Below are 20,984 nucleotides of genomic sequence, written 5' to 3'. Positions count from 1 at the left end.
AAGGGGCTGAGCCCCTCTGGACGTTAATTTAGTGAATGGCGGTCGTGCTGCGAGGCGTCCGCGGCTGGCCGGCGCAGGCTGAGGGTCGAATAGATCGCGTTAAACAACACCACTCCTGCGGTAACAAGGAAGACGGCGCGAAAGCCGTAGTTGGCGGAAACCGAGGCGCCGATCAGGGGGCCGGTGACGTTGCCAATATCACGAAATGACTGGTTATAGCTGAAGATCCGCCCGGAGATCTGGCTGGTGGAGTTATACACCAGCAGGGTTTGCACCGCCGGCAGCAGCGCGCCGTCCGCGGCGCCGAGCAGGAATCGCAGGATACCTAACTGCAGCGGGGTCTGGACGAACGACATCGGGATCAGCAACAGCACCGAGATAATCAGCGCCACGATGAGGATTTTTTCCGGTCCGATACGATCCCCCAGTTTGCCCAGACGAGGGGCGCTCATCAGGGCGGCAATGCCCGGCACCGAGGCGATCATCCCGCTGATAAAGGCGATATTGCTGACGTTACCCGCCAGATCGCGCACGTAAAGCGTCAGGATCGGCGCAATGGAGCCGGTGGCGACCTGGATGATCAGCGAGGTGACAAACAGGCTGAGCACCAGTTTCGGATTCTGCAGCGAGGAGAACACCGCCTTCGCGCTGAGCATCTCTTTTTTGGCGATCGGGACAAAATTTTCACGGATTAAAAACAGGGTAAACAGGAAGCAGATAAACAGCACCGCCGCGGTCATAAAGAAGACAGTACGCAGGCCCCAGTGGTCGGCCAGGAAGCCACCCGCCAGCGGGCCGAGCAGGGCGCCGCTTACCGCGCCGGTTGACAGCGTGCCCAGCGCCCAGCCGCTTTTATGGCGCGGGATCTGGGTGGCAATCAGGGCGTTGGCATTGGGAATAAAGCCGCCCAGCAGGCCGAGCAGCGCGCGCAGTAGCAGAAACTGCCAGATATTCTGCGCCAGCCCCATCAACATCATGACGATGGCCATCCCGAGGGCTGAACGCAGCAGCATGATTTTACGTCCCTTGCGGTCAGCAAGTCCGCCCCAGAACGGCGAGGCGATGGCGGAGAAGAGAAAAGTGATGCTAAAGACCAGCCCGGACCACATGTTGAGGGCGCTATGCCCGGTGACGCCGAGTTGTTCGACGTAGAGCGGCAGAAAAGGCATGACCAGGCTGAAGGCGGCGCCGGTTAAAAAGCAGCCAAGCCAGGTGACGGTCAGGTTTCGTTTCCAGTTAATGGGGGTATCAGCAGACGACATAGGGTTCCACTGGCCTGCGCGGCAGGTCAAATTAAGAGAAAATATGAGCCTGCTAATTATGCGCCTGGGAAATAAATGCCGCAATGGAGGAGAGCTTTTAAAGCTAAAGCAGAGCGTAAAGCCTGAGCGCTGGGGATTCCCGGCCGGGAGGCGCGCGGCCGGGAAAGAGGTTCAGTAGCGGGAGGGCATCCCCTCGGGGCGGGTTTTAAAGCGGCGATGGAGCTACATATATTGTTCCGGGGCCATCATAATGCACTGCTCTACGATCTTATTCATCCACGCAGCGGTGGTTTCCGCGTCGTCCAGCGGCGGGGAGCACTCTGGCGGCAGGATAATCAGTTCATAACCTTTACCGTCCGGTTTACGGCGTGGAACAAAGGGCACGATGCAGGCTTTGGACATTTTCGCCAGCATCCAGGTGCCGGAGGTGGTCGCCGCCTGGTCTACGGCAAACAGTGGGGCGAAGACGCTGGCGGTCGGGCCGTAATCATGATCTGGCGCGTACCACACCACGTCGCCTTTTTTCAGCGCGCGGATCATACCTTTCAGATCCTTGCGGTCGATCATGTCCTTGTTGGAGCGCAGTCGGCCCCAGGTCTGCAGCCAGTCGATGACCGGGTTATCGTTGGGACGATAGACGCCAATCCCCGGCTCGTTCATACCGAACATCCGCGCGCCCATTTCCAGTGTCAGGAAATGAATGCCGATCAGCAGAATGCCGCGCTGCTGCGCCTGCACATCGCGAATATGCTCAAAGCCGATGGTGTCGGTCCAGCGGGCGATACGGCGAACCGGCCAGAACCAGGCCATCCCGGTCTCCATCAGCCCCATACCCACCGATTCAAAGTTCATCACCACCATCCGGTGACGTTCCTGCTCGCTTTTCTCGGGGAAGCAGAGCTCAAGGTTGCGATAGGCGATCTTCGCCCGGCGCTTCATAAATCGCATGGCCAGCCGGCCGATGGCATTCCCGAGGCGGTAGATCAGCGGGTAGGGCAGTTGGACAACCAGCCACAGCAGGCCGATACCCAGCCACAGCAGCCAATAGCGCGGATGCAGCAGCGCCGGAGAAAATTTAGGCAAATGAGTCATTTCATACCCGTATCAGTGAGCAACATCTTATATTATCGCATTTTTTTACCGGCCAGCCAAAGGCGGCAACAGCCACATCGTTTTGTTAAGTGGGGGGCGACCGGTGAGAAAAATGTAGCGTAAAATGTAGGGATGTAAATTAGTAAGCTTTGCTATATCATGCCCGCCGTTTATTTCCTCATTTCTATGTCGAGCAGGTACACCATGCCAGTGTTACACAACCGCATTTCAAATGAGACGTTAAAGGCGCAAATGCTGGCTGAAACCGAGCCGCGCACGACGATCTCATTCTATAAATATTTCACCATTGTCGATCCGCAAGCGACCCGCGATGCGCTGTGGGTTGCCTTAACCCAGTTGAAAGTCTTTGGCCGCATCTATCTGGCCCGGGAAGGGATCAACGCGCAAATCAGCGTGCCGGAAAGCAACGTTGAAGCTCTGCGTGAGTTTCTCAATGGCTTCGATCCGGCGCTGGCGGGGCTGCGTTTCAATATCGCTCTCGAGGACGACGGTAAATCGTTCTGGGTGCTACGTCTGAAAGTGCGCGACCGCATCGTTGCCGACGGCATCGACGATCCCTCTTTCGACGCCTCCAACGTCGGAGACTATCTCAAGGCGGCGGAGGTCAACGCGATGCTTGACGATCCGGATGCCGTGTTTATCGATATGCGCAACCACTATGAATATGAGGTGGGCCATTTCGAAAACGCGCTGGAGATCCCAGCAGATACCTTCCGCGACCAGTTGCCGAAAGCCGTTGAAATGATGCAGGACCATAAAGACAAGAAAATTGTCATGTATTGCACCGGTGGTATTCGCTGTGAAAAAGCCAGCGCCTGGATGAAGCATAACGGCTTCAATAAGGTCTGGCACATCGAGGGTGGCATCATTGAGTACGCCCGCCGCGCCCGTGAGCAGGGGCTGCCGGTGCGTTTCATTGGCAAAAATTTTGTCTTTGATGAACGGATGGGCGAGCGGATCTCCAATGACGTTATCGCGCACTGTCATCAGTGCGGCGCGCCGTGCGACACCCATACCAACTGCCTGAATGATGGCTGCCATCTGTTGTTTATCCAGTGCCCGAGCTGTGCCGAGAAGTTTGCCGGCTGCTGTAGCGAAGCCTGCATGGAAGAGCATAAGCTGCCGGAAGAGGAGCAGCGTCAGCTGCGCGCCGGGCGTGAAAACGGCAATAAAATCTTTAATAAATCCCGTGGCCGGCTGAACACCAAACTCGGGATCCTCGATCCTGAGCCGTCAGAAAAACCATAACCAGACAAGATCGATGATCGCCAGCAGCAGCCAGAGCGCAAGGTAGATCATAAAGTGCTCGCGGACGTTATTGACCAGCAAATTAAACAGGCGACGCATAACCGCTCTCAATCACTAACGGCCTCGACAGAGGCCGTTTTTTTTGCCCGACGGCAAAAGTGCCGCATTCCATTACGCGTTAAAGCGCGCCAGCGAGAAGGGCGCCAGGTTGAAGCTCGAAGCTTCGCCCTGAGCAAACTGACTGGCAATTTCCCCCAGCACCGGGGCAAACTTAAAGCCGTGCCCGCTCAGACCGGTGATGAGCAGCGTGTCTGGTCTGCCGGGTAACGTATCGATAATAAAGTCTTCATCAACGGTATTATCGTAGGTACAGGAGGCGCCGTGCAGGCAGCCGCCGATCCCGGGCAGGACGTTACGCAAAAACGGAAACGATTCGGAGCCATCGCTGGCGACAGCGCCAAACGCCACTCGCTGCTGCGGCATGGAGATCGGCTGACCGCCGTTATGCTTGCCAATCTTCAGCTCGTTATCTTCCGCCGGGAAACCGTAGTATTGATCGCCGTTGGGCAACTCGCCGGTGAAGGCCGGGAAGTGATTCTTGCTGCTGTAACGGCCATCGGCCTGGTACCAGGCGAACACCTTGCGTACCGGCTGGATGGGGAGGTCCGGAAGCAGGCGGGTGACCCAGGTCCCGGCGCTGACCAGCAGCTTTTTACCATGATATTCACCGTCGAGGGTATCGATGGTGACCCCATCTGCATGGTGATGAATAGCCGAGACCGGGCAGTTGAATAGCTGCGCGCAGCCCGCTTCCCGCGCCAGACGGATCCAGGTTTCCACGGCCAGTTCGCTGCGCAGTACGCCGGAAGCGGGTTCAAAAATCGCCCGATAGTCATCGGGGAGGCGTATCTCCGGCCAGCGCTGCATCACGGCCTGGGCATCCAGCTCTTCCACCTCAAGCTGGAACGCACGGGCGCTGGCGGCAACGTTGGCGAGGAAAGGGGAGCTGGCGGGGCCGAGGTTTATGACGCCGGTGCGTTCAAACACGGCTTCGCCACTGATCTCGGCCAGTTCATCCCACAGCTGCTGGGCGCGCAGCACCAGCGGAACATATTTTTCACCTTCGCCATAGGCGTGACGGATAAGACGGCTGCTGCCGTGATGGCTGCCTTCCTGGTGAGGAGGCTGATGGGCATCGGTCATCAGAACATTGAGTCCGGCACGACGCGCATAATAGCCAGCGGCGGCGCCGACGGAGCCGCTGCCGATAATGATAAGATCGTATTGCATGGTGAGTTCCGGGTAATTGCCTTGTTAGCAGGGTAATTAACTCCCTGTGCTTATACAAGCCCGAAAATAATTCAGGCACCCGCAGGTGCCTGTTAAGCTTATTGTTAAGTCATTCCGAGGGCCGCGTTAATGTCTGCGGTACTCGTTTTCCTGGTATTCGCCAGATTCAATTTTTGCAATGCCTGCTTCCAGGATTGAAATAAACTGACGTGCGACGTCCGTCGTTAGCCATAGCGTCTGGCCTATCTCAGCATCATGACTGTTTTCTTGAGCGGGGTTCTGGTAGTGCAGGCGCAACATCAGTGCATCGTAGCTATCAACGGTGCTGATGTCCCATCCAACGAGGGGATGGGTCTGAATGACTTCATTATTTTTTTCCATCATAACCCCTTATTCATATGTTAAAAGACAACAATTCTCGAGGTTTAATGCATGTTTTTTGAAGCAAGTTAATTATATCAGGGATCAAGAATAAACTCGAGAAATTAAATGAAAGGCAGCATGATTTTCTTGTTTTGCCGCTTTTTTACTCAAGATAAGCGTGCAAAACGGCCATTTTAGTCGATATTAAGCAGAATAATCAGGAATATTCTGAACATGAGAAGAGGATAAAAAAGCCGGGGCGACCCGGCAAAGAAAAGCACAATGAGGGAGCAAACCAGAGTAACTGGATCCCGCCATGCTTCAGGAGAGATCGTGGACAAACCAGTCGTCCGCGCTTTCCCAGGTTTCTTGCAGGATTTCGCTTATCCGGTCTTTGTCTTCTTTCAGGCCGCCGAACACCGAGAGCTGATTGCCCGTGGCGTAGCGGACGCTCACCTGGCTGTCGATGGCCGGGAACTGTTCGGCGATACGGCGAGAGAGTTCGTTATTCAGCGCTTCCAGCGCGCCGTTGGGTAAGGCGGTCGTTTTGGCGATAGAGACTTCAATGCGCATAATTGCCCCCTGTGTTTGATACTGGTTATTTATACAGTATCTGATGAGCATTGACAACAGGGGGCCGCGTTTTTTATCGCTTCATGGTCCAGCGGACGGTTTCACCTGCCAGGAACGGCACCAGGGTGTCATTGGGCAACGCAATACTGTCGACGACGGTCGTCTCTTCACGCACCAGTTCAACATAGCCTTCATTGACCGGCAGACCGTAAAAGCGCGGGCCGTTCAGCGAGCAGAAGGCCTCAAAGTGCTGCAGAGCGTTCATTTCTTCAAACACGGTGGCGTAGCTGCCGAGGGCGGTCGGGGCGTTGAAGCAGCCGGCGCAGCCGCAGCTGGCTTCCTTACGATGGCGGGCATGCGGCGCGGAATCGGTGCCAAGGAAGACGCGGCTAAAGCCGCTGGCGACCAGTTCGCGCAGTGCCTGCTGATGAATATTGCGTTTGAGTACCGGCAGGCAGTACAAGTGAGGACGAATACCGCCGACCAGCATATGGTTACGGTTGAACATCAGATGCTGCGGGGTGATAGTGGCCGCCAGCAGTTCATTGCCGTCACGCACATACTCGGCGGCATCTTTGGTGGTGATATGCTCAAAGACAACCTTCAGGCCGGGCAGGCGCTGGCGCAGCGGCTCCATCACGGTTTCAATAAAGCGCGCTTCGCGGTCGAAAATATCAATCTCGGCATGGGTGACTTCGCCATGTACCAGCAGCGGCATCCCCAGTTTTTCCATCCGCTCCAGCACCGGCATAATAGCGTCGGTGCTGGTGACGCCGTGGCTGGAGTTGGTGGTGGCATTGGCCGGGTAAAGCTTGGCGGCGGTGAACACGCCTTCGTTAAAGCCGCGCTCCAGCTCAGCCGGGTCGAGGGAGTCTGTCAGATAGCAGGTCATCAGCGGGGTAAAATCGTGCCCGGCCGGGACGGCGTCCATAATGCGCTGGCGATAGGCGATAGCCGCCGCGACGGTGGTGACAGGCGGCACCAGATTCGGCATCACGATCGCCCGGCCATAAAACTCACTGGTATAAGGCACGACGGTTTTCAGCATATCGTCATCACGCAGATGGATATGCCAGTCGTCTGGGCGGCGGATTTTCAATACCTGGGATTGTGCTGTCATGGAAGGCTCCGGCTAATAGGTTCAGTCATCAGGGCTGTTTTTTGCCGGGCACTAAGGATAAGCGTAAACGTTTTCCTTTGCACTCATTTCCGTAAAAAATTGAGGGCGCCGCGGCGCCCTGGAGATTAATTGGTAAAGGGGATGACAATCTCGCCCGGCTTCACCTCTATGCCTTTGGCGTATTTCTTCGCCAGCGCTTCACCGGTGCTGGCGTCCTCACGCAGGACATAGGCAGGCTGCTGGCTGAAGTAACTGCGCAGCGACTGATTCAGATAGGGGAGCAGGGCCTGAATGACCGACTGCAGTTTCTCGGGCGCCACTTTGGCATCGACCACCTCCATTTCCTGCAGGAAGATGGCGCCTTTCTCTCTGTCAAAAGTTGGCAGCGCTTTGAGCTTCAGATCGATCGTCGCTTTCTGCGTGCCGAACAGGGAGTTCAGGTCGACGTTAGCGATCCCGGTCAGCGTGACTTTGCCCGGCTCCTCGCGCCCGATGGCGCTGGTGAGGTTCTGCAGTTCGATATGGGCGTCGGCAACGCCTTTCAGACCAATATCTTTGGCAAAATGGTTTCGCTTCTGCAGGGCCTGGTTAATCTCCTGCTCGCTTACCGTGTATTGGGTCAGCTGATTACAGCCGCTCAGCAGGCCGCTGACAATCAGCGCGGCGGCGATCAAAATCTTTTTCATGGGGGTCCTCTGGCTCATATCTTCATTCATCCTGACACAAAGCATCATGACCTGTCAGCACCCTCGATACCAGCAGAATAGGCTGAAAGCGGGAGAAACCGCCGCCGCGCGCATCAGGTCCGCGGCTCCAGCATGCCGGAGGTAGAGCGTTTCGGACTAAACTGCCACCACAGCGCCAGGAAGGTGATAACCCCGATGGCCCCGAGCATCAGCCACGGCAGCTCGGGCTGACCCGCGGCCTTACCGGCATCAAACAGCCAGCCGCCGCCCGCATATCCCAGCGCGCCGCCAAAGGCGAGCCCCAGGCGGCTGAAGCCCATATAGCTGCCGCGCGCCCGGGCGTCCGCCAGCGAGGCGCCCAGCGTCTCCCGGGCGGGTTCGGCAATGATGGAGCCGATGTAAAACAGGCAGATCAGGGTAAACAGCTGTTGCAAACTGCTGGTCATGCCGATGGGGAGCATGGCCAGAGTCATCACCAGCAGACCGGCCATCAGCCGGTGCTCAAGGCGAAAACGTTTTTCGCTCCAGCGGGCAATGGGATAGAGCAGGGTCAGCGAAATGGTGGCTTCGATGGCGTACATCCACTTCACGGCGGCCGGCGAGCCGGCGATGTCATTCACCATGATCGGCAGCATCAGCATCACCTGCACCGCCAGCATGTAATAGCCCGTCAGCGTCAGGACATAGGTGACGAAGCGCTTGTCCCGCAGCACCCGGCCCAGCCCCTCGCGGATCGGCGTTTTCACCGTCGAGAGCTTCCATGCCGGCAGATACCAGGCGTTAAATGCCGCGCAGGCGATAAACAGCGCGGCGCCGGCGCTGCACACCAGGCGGAAATCATACTGCAGCAGCCAGCTGCCCAGCAGCGCGCCAATCACCGCGCCGGCGCTATCCTGCATCATCAGGATGGAGAAAAAGCGGCCGCGCTGATGCGGGCGCACCAGCTTAACCACCAGCGCCGCCCGCGGCGGATCGAACAGCGTGCCGCCGAGCCCGGAAAGTATGCACGAGAACCACAGCACCCACGGCTCATGGGCGACGGCCATCGCCGCGAAGCCGCCGGCGCGCATCAGCATACCGGTGACGATCATCGGTTTGGCGCCGAAGCGGTCGGCGATAGCGCCGCCAAAGATACCTAATCCCTGCTGCACCAACTGGCGCAGGCCGAGCGCGATGCCGACCATCAGCGCCGCCCAGCCCATCTGATCGACAAAGCGGATGGAAATCAGCGGGAAGACGACAAAAAAGCCCAACACGACCAGCATGTTATCGACTAACAGGAAATATTTACCCAGGCTCCTTGCCTGCGAGACGCGGGACATTTCCCCTCCAGGGAAAAATAGAGATAAGCGTGGATATTCTGCGGGCAATCTGCTGCTTTTCCCAGCGCCCTTGCGACAATATTTTTTTATCAAAATGCAAGTTCGATTGAGGCTATTCATCGAAAAGAGGAGATGGCGCAGAAAATGGTATGTTGCTGTTTTCACACCGTCGCGCAGGACAGGTATAGTGAAGGCAGCAAGAATGAAGTCAGGGGGACTGAAAAGGAAATGTTTGGCTATCGCAGTAACGTGCCGAAGGTGCGTTTGACGACGGACCGGCTGGTGGTGCGCCTGGTTCACGATCGTGACGCCTGGCGTCTGGCCGATTATTACGCCGAGAATAAGGCGTTCTTAAAACCCTGGGAGCCGGTTCGTGACGACAGCCACTGCTATCCTTCCGGATGGCAGGCGCGTCTGTCGATGATCTCCGAGTTTCATAAACAGGGGTCTGCTTTTTATTTCGCGCTGCTCGATCCGGAGGAAAAGGAGATCGTCGGCGTGGCGAACTTTTCCAACGTGGTGCGTGGATCATTCCATGCCTGCTATCTCGGCTACTCTATTGGCGAGAAGTGGCAGGGGCAGGGGCTGATGTTTGAAGCGCTGACGTCGGCGATTCGCTATATGCAGCGTACGCAGCATATTCATCGCATTATGGCCAACTATATGCCGCATAATCAGCGCAGCGGCGCGCTGCTGGCGCGGCTGGGGTTTGAAAAAGAGGGTTACGCCAAAGATTACCTGCTGATCGACGGGCAGTGGCGTGACCATGTATTGACGGCGCTAACGACGCCGGACTGGTCAGCGGGACGTTAAGGAGAGAGGATGAAATATCAGTTAACCGCGCATGAAGCGCGCGTCATTGGCTGTCTGCTGGAAAAGCAGGTCACCACGCCCGAGCAGTATCCGCTGTCGGTGAACGCCGTCGTGACCGCCTGCAATCAGAAAACCAACCGCGAGCCGGTGATGTCGCTGAGCGAAGGCGAGGTCCAGACGCTGCTGGATACCCTGGTGAAACGCCACTATCTGCGCACGGTCAGCGGATTCGGCAATCGGGTAACCAAGTATGAGCAGCGCTTTTGCAACTCCGAATTTGGCGATCTGAAGCTCAGCGCCGGCGAGGTGGCGGTGGTGACGACGCTGCTGCTGCGCGGCGCCCAGACGCCGGGTGAATTACGCAGTCGGGCGCAGCGGATGCATGAGTTCAGCGATATGGCGGAAGTGGAAAGCGTGCTGGAAGGGCTGGCGACCCGCGAAGATGGTCCCTTCGTCGCCCGTCTGCCCCGGGAGCCGGGAAAACGGGAAAGCCGCTATATGCATCTGTTTTGCGACGAGATGGACACGCTGATCACGACGGTGGAAGCACTCGCGCCGCTGGAAGAGGATGACGATCTGCGAGCCAGGGTTGAAGCGCTGGAAGGCGAGGTGGCGGAGCTGAAAGCGCGCCTCGATTCGCTGTTACACCATCTGGGGGACTAATACGTGGGGACAAGATTGCGCATCGGAGTGGTTGGCTTAGGCGGCATTGCGCAGAAAGCGTGGCTGCCGGTGCTGGGGGCGGCGGAAAGCTGGACGCTGCAGGCGGCCTGGTCGCCGGGGAAAGAGAAGGCGCTGCGGGTCTGCGAAACCTGGCGGATCCCCTACGCTGAATCACTGGACGCTCTGGCGGCGCAGTGCGATGCGGTTTTTGTCCATACGTCGACGGCTTCACATTATGAAGTGGTGAATCATTTGCTGAATGCCGGGGTTCATGTTTGCGTGGACAAACCGCTGGCGGACAAGCTGAGTGAGGCGGAGATGCTGGTCGAGCTGGCGGCGCGGCGGCGTCTGACGCTGATGGTCGGTTTCAATCGCCGCTTCGCACCGCTCTATCGGGAGCTGAAGGGACGGCTGGGCGAGGCGGCCTCGCTGCGGATGGATAAACACCGCAGCGATAGCGTGGGCAACGATCTGCGCTTTACCCTGCTTGATGACTATCTGCACGTGGTGGATACCGCGCTATGGCTGGCCGACGGTCAGGCGCGTCTGCGCGGTGGCGCGCTACAGATCACTCCGCAGGGCGAGATGCTCTATGCCGAACACCAGTTCAGTTCGCCCCGGCTGCAGGTTACCACCAGCATGCACCGCCGCGCAGGCAGCCAGCGCGAGTGGGTGCAGGCGGTGACGGATGGCGGGCTATATGCCGTCAGCGAGATGCGCGAATGGCAGGAAGAGTGCGGTCACGGCGTGGTCCAGCGCCCGGTCGCCGGCTGGCAAACCACCCTGGAGCAGCGCGGCTTTGTCGGCTGCGCGCGCCATTTTATCGAATGCGTGCAAAATCAGACCGTTCCTGAAACTGCAGGCGAACAGGCGCTGCTGGCTCAGCGGGTGGTCGACAAACTCTGGCGCGACGCCATTAGCGAATAATCCGTTGTAACAACTGACAGTAGTAATTCATGTTGAACCCGGTAGACTATCGCCACTTTCCAGCGCCCGCATTTGCGGGCGTTTTACTCCAGGGTTTGGAATAACAGCGTAATGAACCTTTTAAAATCACTGGCGGCCGTCAGTTCGATGACCATGTTTTCGCGCGTGCTGGGCTTTGCCCGCGATGCGATTGTGGCGCGCATTTTTGGCGCCGGGATGGCGACCGACGCCTTTTTCGTCGCCTTCAAACTGCCTAATCTGCTGCGGCGTATTTTTGCCGAAGGCGCCTTCTCGCAGGCGTTTGTGCCGATCCTTGCCGAATATAAAAGCAAACAGGGCGAAGATGCCACCCGGGTGTTTGTCTCGTATGTCTCCGGATTGCTGACCCTGGCCCTGGCGATCGTCACCGTTATCGGGATGCTGGCGGCGCCGTGGGTGATCACCATCACCGCCCCCGGGTTTGCTGATACCGCCGATAAATTTGCGCTGACCACCCAATTGCTGCGCATTACCTTCCCCTATATTTTGCTGATCTCCCTGGCCTCGCTGGTGGGGGCGATCCTCAATACCTGGAACCGCTTCTCGGTGCCGGCCTTTGCGCCGACGTTCCTTAACGTCAGCATGATTGGCTTTGCGCTGTTTGCCGCGCCGTACTTCCATCCGCCGGTGCTGGCCCTGGCCTGGGCTGTCACGGTCGGCGGCGTGCTGCAGCTGGCCTACCAGCTGCCGCACCTGAAGAAGATTGGCATGCTGGTCCTGCCGCGCATCAATCTGAAAGATGCCGGCGCGATGCGGGTGGTGAAGCAGATGGGCCCGGCGATCCTCGGCGTGTCGGTAAGCCAGATCTCCCTTATCATCAATACCATCTTCGCTTCGTTTCTCGTGTCGGGATCGGTGTCGTGGATGTACTATGCTGACCGCCTGATGGAGTTTCCGTCCGGTGTTCTGGGGGTGGCGCTCGGCACTATCCTGCTGCCCTCGCTGTCAAAAAGCTTCGCCAGCGGTAATCATGACGAGTATTGCCGGCTGATGGACTGGGGGCTGCGTCTCTGCTTCCTGCTGGCGCTGCCGAGCGCGGTGGCGCTGGGGATCCTCGCTAAACCGCTGACCGTGGCCCTGTTCCAGTACGGCAAATTTAGCGCCTTTGATGCGGCGATGACCCAGCGCGCGCTGGTGGCTTATTCCGTGGGGCTCATGGGGCTTATCGTGGTGAAGGTGCTGGCGCCGGGTTTCTATTCCCGTCAGGACATCAAGACCCCGGTCAAGATTGCCATTGTCACCCTGATTATGACCCAGGTGATGAACCTGGCGTTTATCGGCCCGCTGAAGCATGCGGGTCTGTCGCTGTCCATCGGCCTGGCGGCCTGCCTGAACGCTGCGCTGCTTTACTGGCAGTTGCGTAAACAGAAAATTTTCACCCCCCAACCGGGCTGGCTGGCGTTCCTGCTGCGTCTGATTGCTGCGGTGCTGGTCATGGCCGCGGCGCTGCTGGGCGTCATGCATCTCATGCCGGAGTGGTCGCTGGGGACGATGCCGTTCCGTCTGATGCGTCTGCTGGTGGTGGTGAGCGCCGGAGTGGTGGCCTATTTCGCCACACTGCTGCTGCTGGGCTTCCGCGTGAAAGAGTTTGCCCGTCGTACAGCGTAATCGCTTGAATGGGAATTGATGAACCCGCTTCGCCCCAGGCGAAGCGGGTTTTTTTTATGATGCGCGGCGTTCGGCTGCAACGATACGGGCATTCTCCAGCAAGCGGATCGCCAGGGCGATCGCCCCGCTGACCACCGCCAGGGTAACCACCCCGTTCCAGCCGGCCAGTACGTAAAGCTTGCTGCCCAGCACCGACCCCAGCGACATCCCAATGAAGACCACGGTAAACAGCAGAGCGTTCAGGCGGCCGCGGGCCTGTGGCTCGAGGCCATACACCAGGTTCTGATGCGCCACCAGGCTTGACTGCAGGCCAAGGTCGAAGCCAATCGCCGACAGGGCAATCAGCGCCAGCTGGCCGTGCAGTGGCAGCAGCGGCAGTATAAACATCAGGGCGAAGGAGACGGTGACCAGCGCCGCCCCCATTTGCGTCACTTTACCGGCGCCAAATTTATCGGCCAGTCCGCCGGCCAGCGGCGCAGCCAGCGCCCCGGCGGCCCCGGCGATACCAAAGCCGCCCGCTACCGCGCTGCCCATGTGATAATGTTCGGAGAGCATCACCGCCAGCGTCGACCAGAAGGCGCTGAAGGCGACAGAGAGCGCCCCCTGAGCCAGCGCAGCGCGGCGTAGCGCCGGGTAACGCTGCCACAGATGCGCCATCGAGGCCATCAGCTGCGGATAGCTCAGCGTCGAGTGAATGGCGAAGCGCGGCAGCACCCGCCACATCACCAGGCCAATCAGCGCCACGCTGACCGCCGCCGCCTGATACATCACCCGCCAGCCGAACACTGCGCCCACCACGCCGCTGACCGTCCGGGAAAGCAGGATCCCCAGCAGCAGCCCGGTCATCACCGTGCCCACCATTTTTCCCTGCTTGCCCGCCGGGGCGAGGATCGCCGCCGCCGGGACGATATCCTGCGCCATGGTCGCCGCCATACCGATCAGCAGACTAACCACCAGCAGTGAGCTGAGCTGGCCGGTGAGGCTGCACAGCAGCAGCAGGAGCGCCAGCAGCGCGCTTTTCACCAGGATCAGCCGGCGGCGATCGTGGCGGTCGCCGAGCGGAAGCAGGAACAGAATGCCGAGCGCATAACCCGCCTGCGTCAGCGTAGGGACCAGACCCATACCTTCTACCGTCAGGTGGAGATTGGCGCCCATCAACGGCAGCAGCGGCTGCGCGTAGTAGATAGAGGCGACGCTAAAGCCAGCGCCGAGCGCGAGAATGAAGATAATCCAGCCTGCGTCGCGGGCGGAAAGAGAAGTCGGTGTCATGATCAGTGCCTCGTGTATGCGATGGGGCTATTTTTCCCTGAACGCGGCTGGCGCGGTAGCCGGGCTGGTGGTAAAACGGTTATACGTAGCACGTATAGGCAAAAGAAGAATGAAAAGACAGGAGCGTATAGACCGCATTGAGCTGATGCGCACTTATATCCGCATTGTGGAGACCGGGTCGCTCTCCGCCGCGGCGGGACAGATGGATACCACTCAGGCGACCGTCAGCCGCCGCCTGCAGTCCCTTGAAGGGCTGCTGGGGGTCAAGCTGATCCTGCGTACCACCCATGCGATGAAGCTCACTGACGATGGCGAACGCTGCTACCGTCACGCTCGCCAACTGGTGGATGCCTGGCTGGCGCTGGAAGATGACCTGCGTATTGCCGACGATCGGCCGGTAGGGGTGCTGCGGGTGAGGGCACCGCACGCTTTTGGCCAGCAGCAGCTGCTGGGGCCGCTGGTCGCCTTTCTCCAGCGTCATCCGCAGCTGTCGGTGGAGTGGATGCTGAATGATAATACTGTCGACTTTCTCAGCGATAATATCGACTGTGCCATCCGCGTGGGGGCGGAGGTGGATCCGGCCACGGTCTCCGTGCTGCTGGCGGAAGTGCCGCGCTGCGTGGTGGCCTCTCCTGAACTGCTGGCGAAGTACCCGCCGTTAACCTCGCTGGAGGCATTATCCGGCCTGCCGTGGATCGCCATTAACACCTTTTATCAGCATGAGGTACGGCTCCGACATCAGGTAAGCGGGCAGATCGTCTCCACGGCGATTACCCCCTGTCTGAGCACCGACAGCCTGTACGTCGCGCGCAATACCGCGCTGGCGGGTCTGGGGGTGGCGATGGTGTCCAGCTGGACGGTGGCGGAGGATCTTGCCGCCGGAAGGTTGACAGAGCTGTTCCCGCAGTGGCGTCCCGCCTCGCTGCCGGTCCATCTGGTCTATCCCTGGGCGCGCTATTATCCGACGCGGCTGCGTAAGTTCCTTGACCTGATGCGGGAGATCATGCCGGACCTCGCCGGCATGCAGCCTCCGCAAAGCGCATAAAAAAAACCGGCCAGGAGGCCGGTTTTTTTATTTAGCACGCTTACTCGACGGGCTGTGGGCGGGTCGGTTCAGCGGTGGCTTTATGAGTCGCGCTATGACCGCCGGCGGCGCCTTTACCTTCAAAGGCGAATGGCGGCCGCACCCAGGTGCTGTGGCGCGGTGTTTCCGGGACATAGTCCGGCGCTGGCGCACGGGTCATTGGCGCGGTGGCATGGCGATGACTCGCCACCACTACCGGCTTGCTCACCGGGGGCTCGGCTTTGACCGGCTCGACAGGCGCTGCTTCGACAACCGGTGCTTCAACCACAGTTTCCGGCGCCGGGGCGATGGTTTCCACTGGCGCTTCAACGACAGGCGCCGTTTCCACCACTTCAGGTTCAACCTCCACCGGCTCGGCGTCGATCGTCACTGGCGCGATAGCCTGAGGCGCTTCGACAGCCGGCGCTTCGGTGACCAGCTCCTGCGGCGCAGGCTCGACGGCTGCTGGCGCGACAACTTCCGCAGCATCAACGACCACCGGCTCGGCGGCCGCGACCGGCTCGACGACCACAGGCTCAGCGGTAACCGGCTCCATGGTTGCCGGCTCAATGGTGACCGGCGCAGCGGTAACGGTTTCAACGACGGCAACCGGGGCCGCGACGGCCGCGACGGTTTCCACGACGTTGTCGTCCTGAACCTGAACCTCTTCCGGCTGCTGGTCCTGCGGACGAACCACCGGGTAGCGGATCCAGACTTTACCGGAAGCCATCTCCGGCGATGCGCAGGCCACGGTCAGCGGCATTGGCGACTGGGTCGGATAGCGTTCGTCACGATAGCGACGACGACGCTGACCGCTGACGCGCAGGTGACGCGGGGAACGACGTGAACGACGCGGCATACCGTTCGCTTCACGGGATTCGCCATTTTCGTCCTGGTCCGCCACGCTCTCCACGACTGCTGGCAGCTCGGCTTTCACCGGCTCGCTGCGCGGAGCGATAACTTCCGCCACTACGGCTTCAGGCACGATCTCGGCAACCTGCTCAACGACAGCGGACTCGATGCGTACTTTCTGTGCCAGCTGGCGCGGTTTACGACGCGGCAGGGTCTGCACACGCTCTTCCTGCTCCGTCTCCTGCGCTACCGGCTCTTCGCGTGTCTGCGCTTTGGCTTCCTGCTGCGCCTGACGTTTGTCGTCATTGCGGCGGCGGGTGCGTTCGCGGCGCGGCTGCTGCTCGTCACGAGATTTCGCTTTTTCCGCGTCGTCACCTGAGGTCTGGCGAACATCACGGGCTTCCACGTTCTGCGACGGCTTCTCGCGACGGTTGCGACGGTTCTCTTCACGCGATTCGCGCGGTTCACGGCCTTCGTTATTCTCGGCACGCGCGTCGCGGTTATCACGGTTGTCGCGGTTGTCGCGGTTGTCGCGATTATCACGATTGTCGCGATTGTCACGACGGTCGTTGCGATCGCGGCGGTTGTTGGCGCGCGGTTTACGGCGCTCCTGCTGACGCTCCGGTTTTTCTTCCGCTTTCTTCTCGACCTGAACTTCAGCCGGTTTGGCCTCTTCGGCGCCAGAGAAGATATTCTTCAGCGCGCTGAAGAAGCGCGAGAGCAGGCCAGGCTGCGCCGGTGCGGCGGCCGCGACCGGGGTCGCTGCGGCGACAGGCGCGGCGGCTGGCTCTTCGAGCATCGGGGCCGGAGGCGCGTCAGGCATGACAAAAGCGGCGAGGGCCGGTTGTTCCGGACGTTTCCGTTCTGCCGGCTCATCGTCGCCCGGCAGCGCCATCTCTTCTTCATGCAGCTTCGGCAGCAGGTAGCTCAGCGTTGAGGTCTCTTCACCTTTGCGCACGCGCAGGACGGAATAGTGCGGCGTCTGCATTTCGTCGTTTGGCACGATGATCACGCGCACATCGCCCTGGCGGGATTCGATAGCGCTCACCGCGGCACGTTTTTCGTTCAGCAGATAGGAGGCGATCGGTACCGGAACGATGGCATGAACTTCTTTGGTGTTCTCTTTCAGCGCTTCTTCTTCAATCAGACGCAGAATAGAGAGCGACAGCGATTCGTTATCACGCACGGTGCCGGTGCCGGAGCAGCGCGGGCAGACGTGGTGGCTGGATTCGCCCAGCGACGGACTCAGACGCTGGCGGGACATCTCCAGCAGGCCGAAGCGCGAGATATGGCTGATCTGAATGCGCGCCCGGTCCTGACGGACGGCTTCGCGCAGACGGTTCTCCACGGCGCGCTGGTGGCGAACCGGAGTCATATCGATAAAGTCGATAACGATCAGGCCGCCGAGGTCGCGCAGACGCAGCTGGCGGGCAATCTCGTCAGCCGCTTCGAGGTTGGTGTTGAACGCCGTCTCTTCGATATCGCCGCCGCGGGTAGCGCGGGCGGAGTTGATATCGATAGCGGTCAGCGCTTCAGTGCTGTCGATGACGATAGAGCCACCGGACGGCAGACGGACTTCACGCTGGAAGGCGGACTCAATCTGGGATTCGATCTGGTAGTGGCTGAACAGCGGGATTTCACCGGTGTACAGTTTGATTTTGCTGCTGAAATCCGGACGACCCAGCGCGGCGATATGCTGGCGCGCCAGCTCAAGCACTTTCGGGTTATCGATCAGGATTTCGCCGATATCCTGGCGCAGGTAGTCACGGAAGGCGCGGACAATGACGTTGCTTTCCTGGTGGATCAGGAACGGCGCCGGACGGCTTTCCGCGGCTTTCTGAATCGCTTCCCAGTGTTTCAGACGGAAGCTCAGGTCCCACTGCAGGGCTTCGGCGGATTTGCCGACGCCAGCGGTGCGAACGATAAGGCCCATGCCGTCCGGAAGCTCCAGGCTCGCCAGCGCTTCTTTCAGTTCGGTACGGTCGTCGCCCTCGATACGGCGGGAAATTCCCCCCGCGCGCGGGTTGTTCGGCATCAGTACCAGATAGCTGCCCGCCAGGCTGATAAAGGTGGTGAGCGCAGCGCCTTTGTTGCCGCGTTCTTCTTTATCAATCTGCACGATAACTTCCTGACCTTCACGCAGTACGTCTTTGATATTAGGACGACCATGCGCATTGTAGTTGGCGGGGAAGTATTCGCGGGCGATTTCTTTGAGGGGGAGGAAACCATGACGCTCGGCGCCGTAATCAACAAACGCGGCTTCAAGGCTGGGTTCAATGCGGGTGATTTTGCCTTTGTAGATGTTCGCTTTTTTCTGTTCGTGCCCGGGGCTTTCGATATCCAGGTCGTACAGGCGCTGCCCATCAACAAGGGCGACGCGCAACTCTTCCTGCTGAGTTGCGTTGATTAACATTCTTTTCATCGTAACTTACTCATTATTCTTACATTGACGACTAAGCTGCGGGCAGAGTAATGCCTTTCCGGGGGAAAACCGATGGCCTCGTGTCTGGTTCACGTCGCCAACCTCACGGTTGTCGCGCGCTTAAGAGGCGCAGAGTGTCGGTCGCCTGTGTTTCAAACGGAAACACAGCGCAATTATTCAGGGGAACAGCCTGGGATGTATCACCAGAGAATATTCCATTTATACTCGTCGTCTTTCGCGTTGCAGGCATGATGGCTTAACCTGCTCACCTCGATCGGCTGATCCAGATGAGCTCCCGGGAGTCCCGGAGTTGACGCCTTCCTGCGACTTGAAATCCATAGAGCCTGTACCGGTAAGGACTGCAACCCGCAGCCCGCTAACTGTCTGAAAGATCACAACGTCTTACGCCATTGCTGCGTGGGCGATCGGTCAGACAAAATTGGTCATTCCGCTAATGTCTTGTTCTAACAAGATGCAATACGGAAAACGGTCTCATTATTCCATTGCTAACCTTGTTATAGCAAGTTGACTTTCACCTTTTATCACCCGGTTACTCACAGTTTTATCACCTGCCCATACAGATTGTTCTAATAACAAACAATATGGCGGTCAGGCAAACCGTGAAAACAGGATAATGATAAATATAAGCATATAAAAATGAGTGGCGCTAATGCGTCCGGCTATTTAGAATCGCGCACCATGAAAACTGAGACCCCAACCGTAAAAATGGTTGCCATTGCTGCTGATGAAGCGGGGCAACGTATCGACAACTTTTTGCGTACGCAATTGAAAGGCGTACCGAAGAGCATGATTTATCGTATCCTGCGTAAAGGCGAGGTGCGGGTGAATAAAAAACGCGTGAAGCCGGAGTATAAGCTGGAAGCGGGCGATGAAGTCCGTATCCCGCCGGTGCGCGTGGCGGAGCGTGAAGAAGAGGCGGTATCGCCGCATCTACAGAAAGTCGCGGCGCTCTCTGAGGTGATCCTCTATGAAGACGATCATATTCTGGTCCTCAATAAGCCTTCCGGCACTGCGGTACATGGCGGCAGCGGCCTGAGCTTCGGGGTGATTGAAGGGTTGCGCGCCCTGCGCCCGGAGGCGCGCTTCCTTGAGCTGGTGCATCGACTCGACCGCGATACTTCAGGCGTGCTGCTGGTGGCGAAAAAGCGCTCGGCGCTGCGTTCGCTGCACGAGCAGCTGCGCGATAAAGGCATGCAGAAAGACTATCTGGCGCTGGTGCGCGGCCAGTGGCAGTCGCATACCAAAGTAGTGCAGGCCCCGCTATTGAAGAACATTCTGCAGAGCGGGGAGCGAATTGTCCGCGTGAGTCAGGAAGGCAAGCCGTCAGAGACGCGCTTTAAAGTGGAAGAGCGTTATGAATTCGCCACGCTGGTGCGCTGCAGTCCGGTCACCGGGCGCACCCATCAGATTCGCGTTCATACCCAGTATGCTGGCCATCCTATCGCCTTTGACGACCGCTATGGCGACCGCGAATTTGATAAGCAACTCTCAGGTACCGGCTTAAACCGCCTGTTCCTCCACGCTGCTGCGCTGAAGTTTACCCACCCGGGGAGCGGGGAGGTGATGCGCGTTGAGGCGCCGCTGGATAACCAGCTGAAGCACTGTTTACAGGTGCTACGGAAGAGCAAATAAGCGCAACGGCGGAATCAGTTCCGCCGTTTTTTTGGCCTTAGCCTAACAGCGGGTTGTCGTTTTCGCGGCGCAGCATCTGACACAGCGCGATTAAGGGTAACCCGACCAGCGTATTCGGATCGCGACCTTCCAGCCGTTCGAACAGCGTAATGCCTAACCCCTCGCTCTTGAAACTCCCGGCGCACTGCAGCGGGTTCTCTTTGCGCACATAGCCTTCGATCTCTTTATCGCTGAGATGGCGGAAGTGGACGTCAAAGGGCTCGCATTCGGTTTGCAGATGACCGCTGGCGGAGTTATACAGCGCCAGGCCGGTATAAAAGGTGACGATTGACCCGCTGGCCTTTCTCAACTGCCTGCGGGCATTTTCCTCGGTGTGCGGTTTACCGGTGATCTCACCGTCCAGTACGCAAACCTGATCGGAGCCTATAATAAGGTGATTGGGGTAGCGCGAGGCCAGGCTCTGCGCTTTGGCCTGCGCCAGCCGGGTGACAAGCTGACGCGCGGATTCTTCAGGACGGGGCGTTTCGTCGACGTCAGGCGCCGCGCATTCAAACGGTAATCCCAGTTTTTCCAGCAGCATGCGCCGCCAGGGAGAGGTTGACGCCAGGATAAGTTCAGACATATTTTTTCATCCACATATAGCGCTTCGCAGAGCATCATCTTAAACTATGCGCCGCAATGTGTGCGAATAAATGGCA

The 20,984-nt window shown here is 58.8% G+C and carries 19 protein-coding genes and 1 pseudogene; 7 read left to right on the top strand and 13 right to left on the bottom strand.

The features are described from left to right. Nucleotides 1–23: 23 nt before the first annotated feature. Both mdtG and AC6CWS_RS05945 read right to left on the bottom strand, forming a co-directional pair. The gene (gene mdtG / locus AC6CWS_RS05950; RefSeq protein ID WP_049014597.1) at nt 24–1,262 is read right to left on the bottom strand and encodes a multidrug efflux MFS transporter MdtG; all 1,239 of its coding nucleotides are present in this window, start codon (nt 1,260–1,262) and stop codon (nt 24–26) included. A 222-nt stretch (nt 1,263–1,484) separates the two neighbouring features. Then, on the bottom strand, nt 1,485–2,354 hold the full coding sequence (locus AC6CWS_RS05945; protein WP_498256390.1) for a Kdo(2)-lipid IV(A) acyltransferase: 870 nt from the start codon (nt 2,352–2,354) through the stop codon (nt 1,485–1,487). Nucleotides 2,355–2,558: 204 nt separating this feature from the next. On the opposite strand from AC6CWS_RS05945, the gene trhO reads away from it, so the two are divergent. After that, nucleotides 2,559–3,623, top strand: coding sequence for an oxygen-dependent tRNA uridine(34) hydroxylase TrhO (gene trhO / locus AC6CWS_RS05940; RefSeq protein ID WP_023289122.1), 1,065 nt, complete (start codon nt 2,559–2,561; stop codon nt 3,621–3,623). Here the strand turns inward: trhO and AC6CWS_RS05935 are convergent. The 7 genes from AC6CWS_RS05935 to mdtH all read right to left on the bottom strand — a co-directional run bounded on the left by AC6CWS_RS05935 (nt 3,609) and on the right by mdtH (nt 8,977). After that, nucleotides 3,609–3,722 (bottom strand): DUF2770 family protein, encoded by a 114-nt coding sequence (locus AC6CWS_RS05935; protein ID WP_004204539.1) that lies wholly within the window; start codon nt 3,720–3,722, stop codon nt 3,609–3,611. The two genes, trhO and AC6CWS_RS05935, sit on opposite strands and share 15 nt — an antisense overlap. 72 nt (nt 3,723–3,794) lie before the next feature. After that, nucleotides 3,795–4,913 carry an N-methyl-L-tryptophan oxidase gene (solA, locus tag AC6CWS_RS05930; protein ID WP_065881755.1) on the bottom strand — a complete coding sequence of 373 codons (1,119 nt, stop codon included), beginning with the start codon at nt 4,911–4,913 and terminating at the stop codon, nt 3,795–3,797. 126 nt (nt 4,914–5,039) lie between these two features. Then, nucleotides 5,040–5,294 carry a biofilm formation regulator BssS gene (gene bssS, locus AC6CWS_RS05925; protein WP_023289124.1) on the bottom strand — a complete coding sequence of 85 codons (255 nt, stop codon included), beginning with the start codon at nt 5,292–5,294 and terminating at the stop codon, nt 5,040–5,042. A gap of 303 nt (nt 5,295–5,597) precedes the next feature. Next, complete coding sequence (dinI, locus tag AC6CWS_RS05920) at nt 5,598–5,849, bottom strand: DNA damage-inducible protein I (protein ID WP_023289125.1); 252 nt, start codon at nt 5,847–5,849, stop codon at nt 5,598–5,600. Nucleotides 5,850–5,922: 73 nt separating this feature from the next. After that, nucleotides 5,923–6,969 carry a dihydroorotase gene (gene pyrC / locus AC6CWS_RS05915; RefSeq protein ID WP_065881753.1) on the bottom strand — a complete coding sequence of 349 codons (1,047 nt, stop codon included), beginning with the start codon at nt 6,967–6,969 and terminating at the stop codon, nt 5,923–5,925. Nucleotides 6,970–7,094: 125 nt separating this feature from the next. Then, on the bottom strand, nt 7,095–7,655 hold the full coding sequence (locus AC6CWS_RS05910; RefSeq protein WP_004204546.1) for a lipoprotein: 561 nt from the start codon (nt 7,653–7,655) through the stop codon (nt 7,095–7,097). A 113-nt stretch (nt 7,656–7,768) separates the two neighbouring features. Further along, nucleotides 7,769–8,977 carry a multidrug efflux MFS transporter MdtH gene (gene mdtH, locus AC6CWS_RS05905; RefSeq protein ID WP_065881751.1) on the bottom strand — a complete coding sequence of 403 codons (1,209 nt, stop codon included), beginning with the start codon at nt 8,975–8,977 and terminating at the stop codon, nt 7,769–7,771. 228 nt (nt 8,978–9,205) lie between these two features. On the opposite strand from mdtH, the gene rimJ reads away from it, so the two are divergent. The 4 genes from rimJ (at nt 9,206) to murJ (ending at nt 13,027) form a co-directional block, all read left to right on the top strand. Continuing rightward, complete coding sequence (gene rimJ, locus AC6CWS_RS05900) at nt 9,206–9,790, top strand: ribosomal protein S5-alanine N-acetyltransferase (protein ID WP_065881749.1); 585 nt, start codon at nt 9,206–9,208, stop codon at nt 9,788–9,790. A gap of 9 nt (nt 9,791–9,799) precedes the next feature. Next, a complete protein-coding gene (locus AC6CWS_RS05895) occupies nt 9,800–10,453 on the top strand; it encodes a YceH family protein (RefSeq protein ID WP_023289129.1) in 654 nt (217 codons plus the stop codon). 15 nt (nt 10,454–10,468) lie between these two features. Then, nucleotides 10,469–11,380, top strand: a complete 912-nt coding sequence (locus tag AC6CWS_RS05890; RefSeq protein WP_072096704.1) for a Gfo/Idh/MocA family protein — start codon at nt 10,469–10,471, stop codon at nt 11,378–11,380. Between the two features lie 111 nt (nt 11,381–11,491). Next, nucleotides 11,492–13,027, top strand: coding sequence for a murein biosynthesis integral membrane protein MurJ (murJ, locus tag AC6CWS_RS05885; protein ID WP_065881747.1), 1,536 nt, complete (start codon nt 11,492–11,494; stop codon nt 13,025–13,027). Between the two features lie 54 nt (nt 13,028–13,081). Here murJ and AC6CWS_RS05880 read toward each other — a convergent pair whose 3' ends face one another. After that, nucleotides 13,082–14,296, bottom strand: a complete 1,215-nt coding sequence (locus AC6CWS_RS05880) for an MFS transporter (RefSeq protein ID WP_023289132.1) — start codon at nt 14,294–14,296, stop codon at nt 13,082–13,084. A gap of 16 nt (nt 14,297–14,312) precedes the next feature. Between AC6CWS_RS05880 and AC6CWS_RS05875 the strand changes: the two genes are divergently transcribed. After that, nucleotides 14,313–15,341 (top strand): LysR family transcriptional regulator, encoded by a 1,029-nt coding sequence (locus tag AC6CWS_RS05875; protein WP_072096710.1) that lies wholly within the window; start codon nt 14,313–14,315, stop codon nt 15,339–15,341. 40 nt (nt 15,342–15,381) lie between these two features. Here AC6CWS_RS05875 and AC6CWS_RS05870 read toward each other — a convergent pair whose 3' ends face one another. Continuing rightward, a complete protein-coding gene (locus tag AC6CWS_RS05870) occupies nt 15,382–15,540 on the bottom strand; it encodes a hypothetical protein (RefSeq protein WP_223822590.1) in 159 nt (52 codons plus the stop codon). A 44-nt stretch (nt 15,541–15,584) separates the two neighbouring features. Further along, nucleotides 15,585–18,633 (bottom strand): annotated as a pseudogene (gene rne / locus AC6CWS_RS05865) (ribonuclease E). Between the two features lie 699 nt (nt 18,634–19,332). Between rne and rluC the strand changes: the two are divergent. Continuing rightward, on the top strand, nt 19,333–20,286 hold the full coding sequence (gene rluC / locus AC6CWS_RS05860; protein WP_012542245.1) for a 23S rRNA pseudouridine(955/2504/2580) synthase RluC: 954 nt from the start codon (nt 19,333–19,335) through the stop codon (nt 20,284–20,286). A 37-nt stretch (nt 20,287–20,323) separates the two neighbouring features. Here the strand turns inward: rluC and AC6CWS_RS05855 are convergent, their stop codons facing one another. Continuing rightward, nucleotides 20,324–20,908: a Maf family protein gene (locus tag AC6CWS_RS05855; RefSeq protein ID WP_023289135.1), complete on the bottom strand. Its 585-nt coding sequence runs from the start codon at nt 20,906–20,908 to the stop codon at nt 20,324–20,326. Nucleotides 20,909–20,984 lie beyond the last annotated feature (76 nt).

This window comes from Klebsiella sp. M041 (genome assembly GCF_059759695.1).
This window is presented reverse-complemented; position numbering and strand designations above follow the sequence as displayed.

Bases quoted from the DNA above. Each gene is read 5' to 3' on its own strand.
- mdtG (WP_049014597.1), bottom strand. From the start codon at position 1,262: ATGTCGTCTGCTGATACCCCCATTAACTGGAAACGAAACCTGACCGTC.
- AC6CWS_RS05945 (WP_498256390.1), bottom strand. From the start codon at position 2,354: ATGACTCATTTGCCTAAATTTTCTCCGGCGCTGCTGCATCCGCGCTAT.
- trhO (WP_023289122.1), top strand. From the start codon at position 2,559: ATGCCAGTGTTACACAACCGCATTTCAAATGAGACGTTAAAGGCGCAA.
- AC6CWS_RS05935 (WP_004204539.1), bottom strand. From the start codon at position 3,722: ATGCGTCGCCTGTTTAATTTGCTGGTCAATAACGTCCGCGAGCACTTT.
- solA (WP_065881755.1), bottom strand. From the start codon at position 4,913: ATGCAATACGATCTTATCATTATCGGCAGCGGCTCCGTCGGCGCCGCC.
- bssS (WP_023289124.1), bottom strand. From the start codon at position 5,294: ATGGAAAAAAATAATGAAGTCATTCAGACCCATCCCCTCGTTGGATGG.
- dinI (WP_023289125.1), bottom strand. From the start codon at position 5,849: ATGCGCATTGAAGTCTCTATCGCCAAAACGACCGCCTTACCCAACGGC.
- pyrC (WP_065881753.1), bottom strand. From the start codon at position 6,969: ATGACAGCACAATCCCAGGTATTGAAAATCCGCCGCCCAGACGACTGG.
- AC6CWS_RS05910 (WP_004204546.1), bottom strand. From the start codon at position 7,655: ATGAAAAAGATTTTGATCGCCGCCGCGCTGATTGTCAGCGGCCTGCTG.
- mdtH (WP_065881751.1), bottom strand. From the start codon at position 8,977: ATGTCCCGCGTCTCGCAGGCAAGGAGCCTGGGTAAATATTTCCTGTTA.
- rimJ (WP_065881749.1), top strand. From the start codon at position 9,206: ATGTTTGGCTATCGCAGTAACGTGCCGAAGGTGCGTTTGACGACGGAC.
- AC6CWS_RS05895 (WP_023289129.1), top strand. From the start codon at position 9,800: ATGAAATATCAGTTAACCGCGCATGAAGCGCGCGTCATTGGCTGTCTG.
- murJ (WP_065881747.1), top strand. From the start codon at position 11,492: ATGAACCTTTTAAAATCACTGGCGGCCGTCAGTTCGATGACCATGTTT.
- AC6CWS_RS05880 (WP_023289132.1), bottom strand. From the start codon at position 14,296: ATGACACCGACTTCTCTTTCCGCCCGCGACGCAGGCTGGATTATCTTC.
- AC6CWS_RS05875 (WP_072096710.1), top strand. From the start codon at position 14,313: ATGCGATGGGGCTATTTTTCCCTGAACGCGGCTGGCGCGGTAGCCGGG.
- AC6CWS_RS05870 (WP_223822590.1), bottom strand. From the start codon at position 15,540: ATGACCCGTGCGCCAGCGCCGGACTATGTCCCGGAAACACCGCGCCAC.
- rluC (WP_012542245.1), top strand. From the start codon at position 19,333: ATGAAAACTGAGACCCCAACCGTAAAAATGGTTGCCATTGCTGCTGAT.
- AC6CWS_RS05855 (WP_023289135.1), bottom strand. From the start codon at position 20,908: ATGTCTGAACTTATCCTGGCGTCAACCTCTCCCTGGCGGCGCATGCTG.